Below are 5836 nucleotides of genomic sequence, written 5' to 3' on the forward strand. Positions count from 1 at the left end.
GTGTCGAGGCCGGAGGCATAGGCGGCGTGCAGCGCCGGGTCCTGGTCGTACAGCCGGGCGACCAGGTCGGGGAAGCCGGGTGGCAGGCCAGTCGGCTTGTCCGGCAGCCAGGAGGTCACCGGCGTGGCGCCGCGCAGCACCAGCGGGATCTCCTCGGCGAAGGCGATGCCGAAGCGCCGATCGGTGGCGCCGATCAGGCCCAGCGTGCGGTTCAGCCAGCCGTCGCGGGTGCCGTCCAGCTGCGCGGCGCCGCTCTCCAGCAGGTCCTGGCCGTCGAAATGCGACCGGTCGCGATAGGGCGAGGCCACGGCGTGCAGCGGCAGGAAGCTGCCCTCTTCATACCAGTCCTTCAGCGGCGCCAGGGCGGGATGCAGGGCGAACCGCCCGTCCAGGTCGGCCATGCCGCCGTCCCGGTCGGGATCGGGCGGCACCAGCGCGGCGCGCAGCGTGCGCAGGTCGGGGTCGGCATAGGGCGGCATCGCCGCCAGCCCGTCCAGCGCCCCGCGCAGGATGATCAGCACGAAGCGCTGCTCGATCGGCGCCTTGGCCAGCAGCAGCCGGGCCGGCAGCACCGTGGCCGCGGCCGTGGCGGCGAGGCCGCCGAGAAGATGGCGTCGGGTCAGGTCCATCCTCTCACCTCCTCTGGAATTCCGGGCTCAGCAGCGCCAGGGCGATGCCCTCGCGCTGGCTGGGGGCGCCGCGCAGCACGGCCTTGGTCTGCTCCGACAAGGTGGGGCCGACCAGCGCCTCGGCGAAGGGCAGGGGCGACTGGTCGGCGACGAGGCGCGGGATCACCTGATAGCTCCATTCCAGCCGCTCCATCACCAGCTCCGGCGCCAGCCAGTCCGATTCCCGGTCCGGCCAGCCCTGCGGCGACGGCGCGTTCAGGATCTGCTGCCCCAGGCGGCGGACCCAGGCCACCGCGGGCGGGCCGACATCGCCCAGGTCGAAGGCGCGCGCCACCGAGACCACATAGTCCAGCGGCGACTTGAATTTGCGCCGCTCATGCTGCCAGGCCTCGGGGCTGTCGATCAGCGCCTCGGACACCGCGGCCAGGTCGCCGCCGGTGTCGAGATAGGTCTTCGCCAGCCGGTCGACCGCGGTCCTCGGCGGATCGTCGGCGATGAAGTGGCGGGCCAGCTGGGTGGCGATGTGCCGGGCCGTGGCCGGATGCGCCGCCAGCGCGTCCAGCGCCGCCTCGCCCTCGTCCTGGCCGCCCTCGGGATAGGTCTTGCCCAGGAAGGTCTTCGGCCCGGGCTCGTGGCCGGCGGGGCGGAAGGCGAAGACGGTGCCGGGCGGATCCTTGGCCCGGCCGGGCGTCCAGCCGGTCAGGATCATCGCCAGCGTCCGCACATCGGCCTGGGTGTAGCCGCCGTCAACGCCCAGCGTGTGCAGCTCCATCAGCTCCCGCCCCAGATTCTCGTTCAGCCCGACTCCGGCCTTCCGGCCGAACTTCGAGTTCGGCCCGACCGAGCGGGCATTGTCGAGATAGAACAGCATCGCCGGGTGCTTCACCACCGCGCCCAGCAGGTCGCGGAACTTGCCCGTCACGTAAGGGCGGATCGCCTCGTTCTCATAGGCCCCGCCGAAGGGGACGACATAGCTCTGCACATAGGCGACGGTGAAGTGGTTGGTCCAGAACTTGACCAGCCGCTCGCGGTACGGCGTGTCGCTGGTCACCGCCGCCTGGATATGCGCCACGCGGTCGCGGTCGCGCAGGGCGCGCGCCTCCTCCTGGTGCGGCTTGCGGCTGTCCTCGTCCGGCGCCGTCTGCACCGCGATCAGGATCTCCATCCCGGCTTTTGTCATCGGCATGTCGCCGGCCGGGGCGGCGGGCTGGCGGATCTGCGCCCGCAGCCAGTCCCAGGGATTGTCGGCGAGGGTTTCCAGCTGCCCGGGCCGGGCGCCGAACCCGAAGCGATTCGCGGCGATCGCCGCCTCGACGAGAGACATGGCTTCTCCGTCCCCGCTTTCGAACGGTCGGCCCCCTCCGGTCCCTGCACGGCGGGGCGGCGGGATTCCGTCGGGCGGCGTCGTTCCGGTGGGAGCGCGCCGCCGTTGCGTCCGGTTCACTGACGTGCTGATTAAGGTAAGGGCTGATCCGCAGCAGGGCGAGGGTGTCGGGCGATGGGGACGGTTGGTCGCAGGATGCGTGAGGCGCGCATTGAGACGGACGGCACCGCGGCAGCGGCGGCAGACCGGCTGCGCCTGCTCAAGGCGCTGGAGAAGAAGATCCTCTGGCTGTCCGCCTGGACGATCCACAACGCCAACCATCTGCGGCCCAACCCGGACGGGCTGAAGGTCGGCGGCCACCAGGCCTCCTCCGCCTCGCTGGTCACGGTGATGACCGCGCTGTATCTCGACGTGCTGCGGCCGCGGGACCGGGTGGCGGTGAAGCCGCATGCCAGCCCGGTGTTCCACGCCATCCAGTACCTGCTGGGCCAGCAAACCCGTGAGAATCTCGAGGCCTTCCGCTCGCTCGGCGGCGCCCAGTCCTACCCGTCGCGCACCAAGGATGCCGACGACGTCGACTTCTCAACCGGCTCGGTCGGGCTCGGCGTCGCCATGACGCTGTTCGCCTCGATCGCCCAGGACTATGTGGCGCTGAAGGAGTGGGGCCGCGGCGCCAAGGCCGGCGGCCGCATGGTGGCCCTGCTGGGCGACGCCGAGCTGGACGAGGGCAACATCTACGAGGCCCTGCTGGAGGGTTGGAAGCACGATGTCCGCAACGTCTGGTGGGTGATCGACTACAACCGCCAGAGCCTGGATTCGATCGTCACCGAGCGCCTGTTCGCCCGCATCGACAAGCTGTTCGAGAACATGGGCTGGCGGGTGGTGACGCTGAAATACGGCGGGCTGCTGGAGGCCGCGTTCAAGCGCCCGGGCGGCGACGCGCTGCGGCGCTGGATCGACGAATGCCCGAACCCGCTCTACTCGGCGCTGGTGTACCAGGGCGGCGCGGCCTGGCGCCGGCAGCTGCAGGCCGATATCGGCGGTGTCGCCGGTATCTCTGAGCTGCTGGCCGACCATGACGATGCGGCGCTGGCCGCGCTCATGACCAACCTGGCCGGCCACGACATGGAGTCGGTGCTGGATGCCTTCCGTGGCATCGCCGACGACGTGCCGACGGTGTTCATCGCCTACACCATCAAGGGCTTCGGCCTGCCCTTCGCCGGCCACAAGGACAACCATGCCGGGCTGATGAACCCCGAGCAGATGGCCGCCTTCCAGGCCAGCCAGGGCGTGCCCCAGGGGCGGGAGTGGGAGCCCTTCGCCGGCATCGACGACCTGGCCGACGAGCTGCGCGGCTTCCTGGCCGACGTGCCCTTCGCGGCCGAGGGCCGCCGCCGCTACAGCGCCGCCCGGATCCCGGTGCCTGCCGCGCTCGACGTCGCTTTGGCCGAGACCATGTCGACGCAGGAGGGCTTCGGCCGGATCATGGGCGAGCTGGCCAAGCGCGAGGACGCGCTGGCCGAGCGCGTGGTCACCACCTCGCCCGATGTGACGGTGTCGACCAATCTCGGCGGCTGGGTCAACCGCCGCGGCATCTTCGACCGCCACGGCCGCGCCGACGTGTTCAAGGAGCAGAAGGTGGTCTCGGCCCAGCGCTGGGGCATGTCGCCGGACGGGCAGCATGTCGAGCTGGGCATCGCCGAGAACAACCTGTTCATCAACCTCGCCGCGCTGGGCCTGACCCATTCGCTGTTCGGCGAGCGGCTGCTGCCGGTCGGCACCCTGTACGACCCGTTCATCGCCCGCGGCCTCGATGCGCTGAACTACGCCTGCTACCAGGATGCCCGCTTCATGCTGGTGGCGACGCCGTCCGGCCTGACCCTGGCGCCGGAGGGCGGGGCGCATCAGTCGATCGGCTCGCCGCTGATCGGCATGGCCCAGGACGGCCTGGCCAGCTTCGAGCCCGCCTATGTCGATGAGCTGGCGGCGATCATGGCCTGGGGCTTCGACTACATGCAGCGCGACAAGTCCGACCCGAAGGCCAGCGACTGGGTGCGCGACCATGACGGCGGCTCGGTCTATCTCCGCCTGTCGACCCGGCCGCTGGAGCAGCCCAAGCGCGAGATGACCGAGGATCTGCGCCAGGCGGTGATCGCCGGCGGCTACTGGCTGCGCGAGCCTGCGCCGGGCGCGTCGCTGGCGATCGTCTACACCGGCGCTGTGGCGCCGGAGGCGATCGCCGCCTTTGAGCAGGTGCTGGAGGACATCCCCGGCGCCGGACTCCTGGCCGTGACCTCGGCCGACCGCCTGAACGCCGGCTGGCATGCCGAGCTGGCGGCGGTGCGCGCCGGCCATGCGGTCGAACCCTGCCTGGCACGCCGGCTGCTGGCGCCGTTGGCGCCGGACGCGGCGCTGGTCACGGTGCTGGACGGCCATCCGGCGACCTTGTCCTGGCTGGGCGGCGTGCACGGCCACCGGGTCAAGCCGCTGGGCGTCGAGCATTTCGGCCAGTCCGGCACCATCCCGCAGCTCTACAAGACGTACGGGCTGGACGCCGACGCCATCCTCGACGCCTGCGCCGCGGCCCTGCTGGGGCGGTGAGCCGTGATCCGGTCCGAGGTGTAAGCCGCCGGGATCAGCGCCCGGCGGTGATCACATGGGCCCGCATCTGCCCGGTGACCGGGCCGGGGCCGAAGCGTGCGGCGATCGCGGCGGCGGCGGCTTCGGTCGCCTCCAACAGCCGGTCGGCGGCGCGGTCCTCGATCTCCTTCCGCATCGGCGTGCCCTGGCAATAGCCGATGGCGACGGCCATCGCATCCGGCGCCCGGCTCTGCCGCGTGACCGTCTCGGACGCCACCGACCCGAACCCCGCGGCGCGCAGCTGGGCCTCCAGCGCCGCGACGTCGTGATGGCCGTGCGGCGTGCGCGCCAGGAACAGCGGCGGGTCATCGGGGAACAGCCGCGCAACCGCGGCCACGACGACATCGGCGAATTCGTTGGCCTCGATCCGGTCCCAGACATTGAACAGGAAGCGCCCGCCCGGGTTCAGGATGCGATGCGCCTCGGCGAAGGCCCGCACCCTGTCGGGAAAGAACATCGCGCCGAACTGGCAGACAACGGCGTCGAAGGTTCCGTCCGGGAACGGCAAGGACTGGGCATCCGCCGGTCGCCACGTCACTCGCGGCGAGGAGATCACGCTCGACGCCCGGTCGAGCATCGCCTGGTTGATGTCGGTCGCATCGATTGACACGTCGTCCGGCAGGGCGGAGAGCAGCGCCCGGGTGACGATGCCGGTTCCGGCGGCGGTCTCCAGCACCCGGCCGCGCCGCAGATCCGTCAGCCGGGACGCCATGTCGCTGGCATAGGGCGCAAAGATCATCGGTCCCAGATACTGGTCGTACAGGGCGGGGATGGGGCCCTGGAAGATCCGGTCGGTCTCCATCTCGATAGCCTCCCTCTGGCTTCTTCTCGGCCTTCCTGATGACTCGACGGCGGGCGGGGCGAAAAGTCCAGCGGGAACGCAGGACGAGCCGCCCTATGTCTCCATCTCGACCCGCCCCAGCGCCTCGATCTCGATGGCGATGCGGGCGCCGGCCGCCGGCCATTGGGTCTGCACCAGGCTGCCCAGCAGCACGATCTCGCCGGCCTTCAGGCCCCGCCCGCGGCGGGCCAGCGTCCCGGCCAGCCACGCCAGAGCGTTCAGCGGATGGCCCAGCACGTCGCGGCCATGACCGCGCCCGGCCTCGGTGCCGTCGACCCACATCCGGCCGGAGAGGGCGGCCAGATCCAGGCCGCGCCAGCCGGCGACCGGCGCGCCCAGCACGCAGCCGGCCTGGAAGAAGTCGTCGGCCAGCAGGGTCGGGGCGCCCAGCGCGGCGAAATC

At 71.4% G+C, this 5836-nt stretch carries 5 protein-coding genes; 1 reads left to right on the top strand and 4 read right to left on the bottom strand.

The features are described from left to right. Together P409_RS24275 and P409_RS24280 are read right to left on the bottom strand one after the other, a co-directional pair. The coding region (locus tag P409_RS24275) for a DUF1501 domain-containing protein (protein ID WP_034844695.1) at positions 1 to 629 on the bottom strand (629 nt) is incomplete at its 3' end. Positions 630 to 633: 4 nt separating this feature from the next. After that, positions 634 to 1953, bottom strand: coding sequence for a DUF1800 domain-containing protein (locus P409_RS24280; RefSeq protein WP_034844696.1), 1320 nt, complete (start codon positions 1951 to 1953; stop codon positions 634 to 636). A 195-nt stretch (positions 1954 to 2148) separates the two neighbouring features. Between P409_RS24280 and P409_RS24285 the strand changes: the two genes are divergently transcribed. Beyond that, entirely contained in the window at positions 2149 to 4554 is a 2406-nt protein-coding gene (locus P409_RS24285; RefSeq protein WP_052121335.1) for a transketolase, read from the top strand. 34 nt (positions 4555 to 4588) lie between these two features. Here P409_RS24285 and P409_RS24290 read toward each other — a convergent pair whose 3' ends face one another. Both P409_RS24290 and P409_RS24295 read right to left on the bottom strand, forming a co-directional pair. Further along, positions 4589 to 5395 (bottom strand): class I SAM-dependent methyltransferase, encoded by an 807-nt coding sequence (locus P409_RS24290; RefSeq protein WP_034844697.1) that lies wholly within the window; start codon positions 5393 to 5395, stop codon positions 4589 to 4591. A 93-nt stretch (positions 5396 to 5488) separates the two neighbouring features. Further along, a partial coding sequence (locus tag P409_RS24295) for a fumarylacetoacetate hydrolase family protein (RefSeq protein WP_034844699.1) occupies positions 5489 to 5836 on the bottom strand: 348 nt, incomplete at its 5' end.

It is taken from the genome of Inquilinus limosus MP06, from assembly GCF_000767795.1.
Lineage (GTDB): Bacteria > Pseudomonadota > Alphaproteobacteria > DSM-16000 > Inquilinaceae > Inquilinus > Inquilinus limosus_E.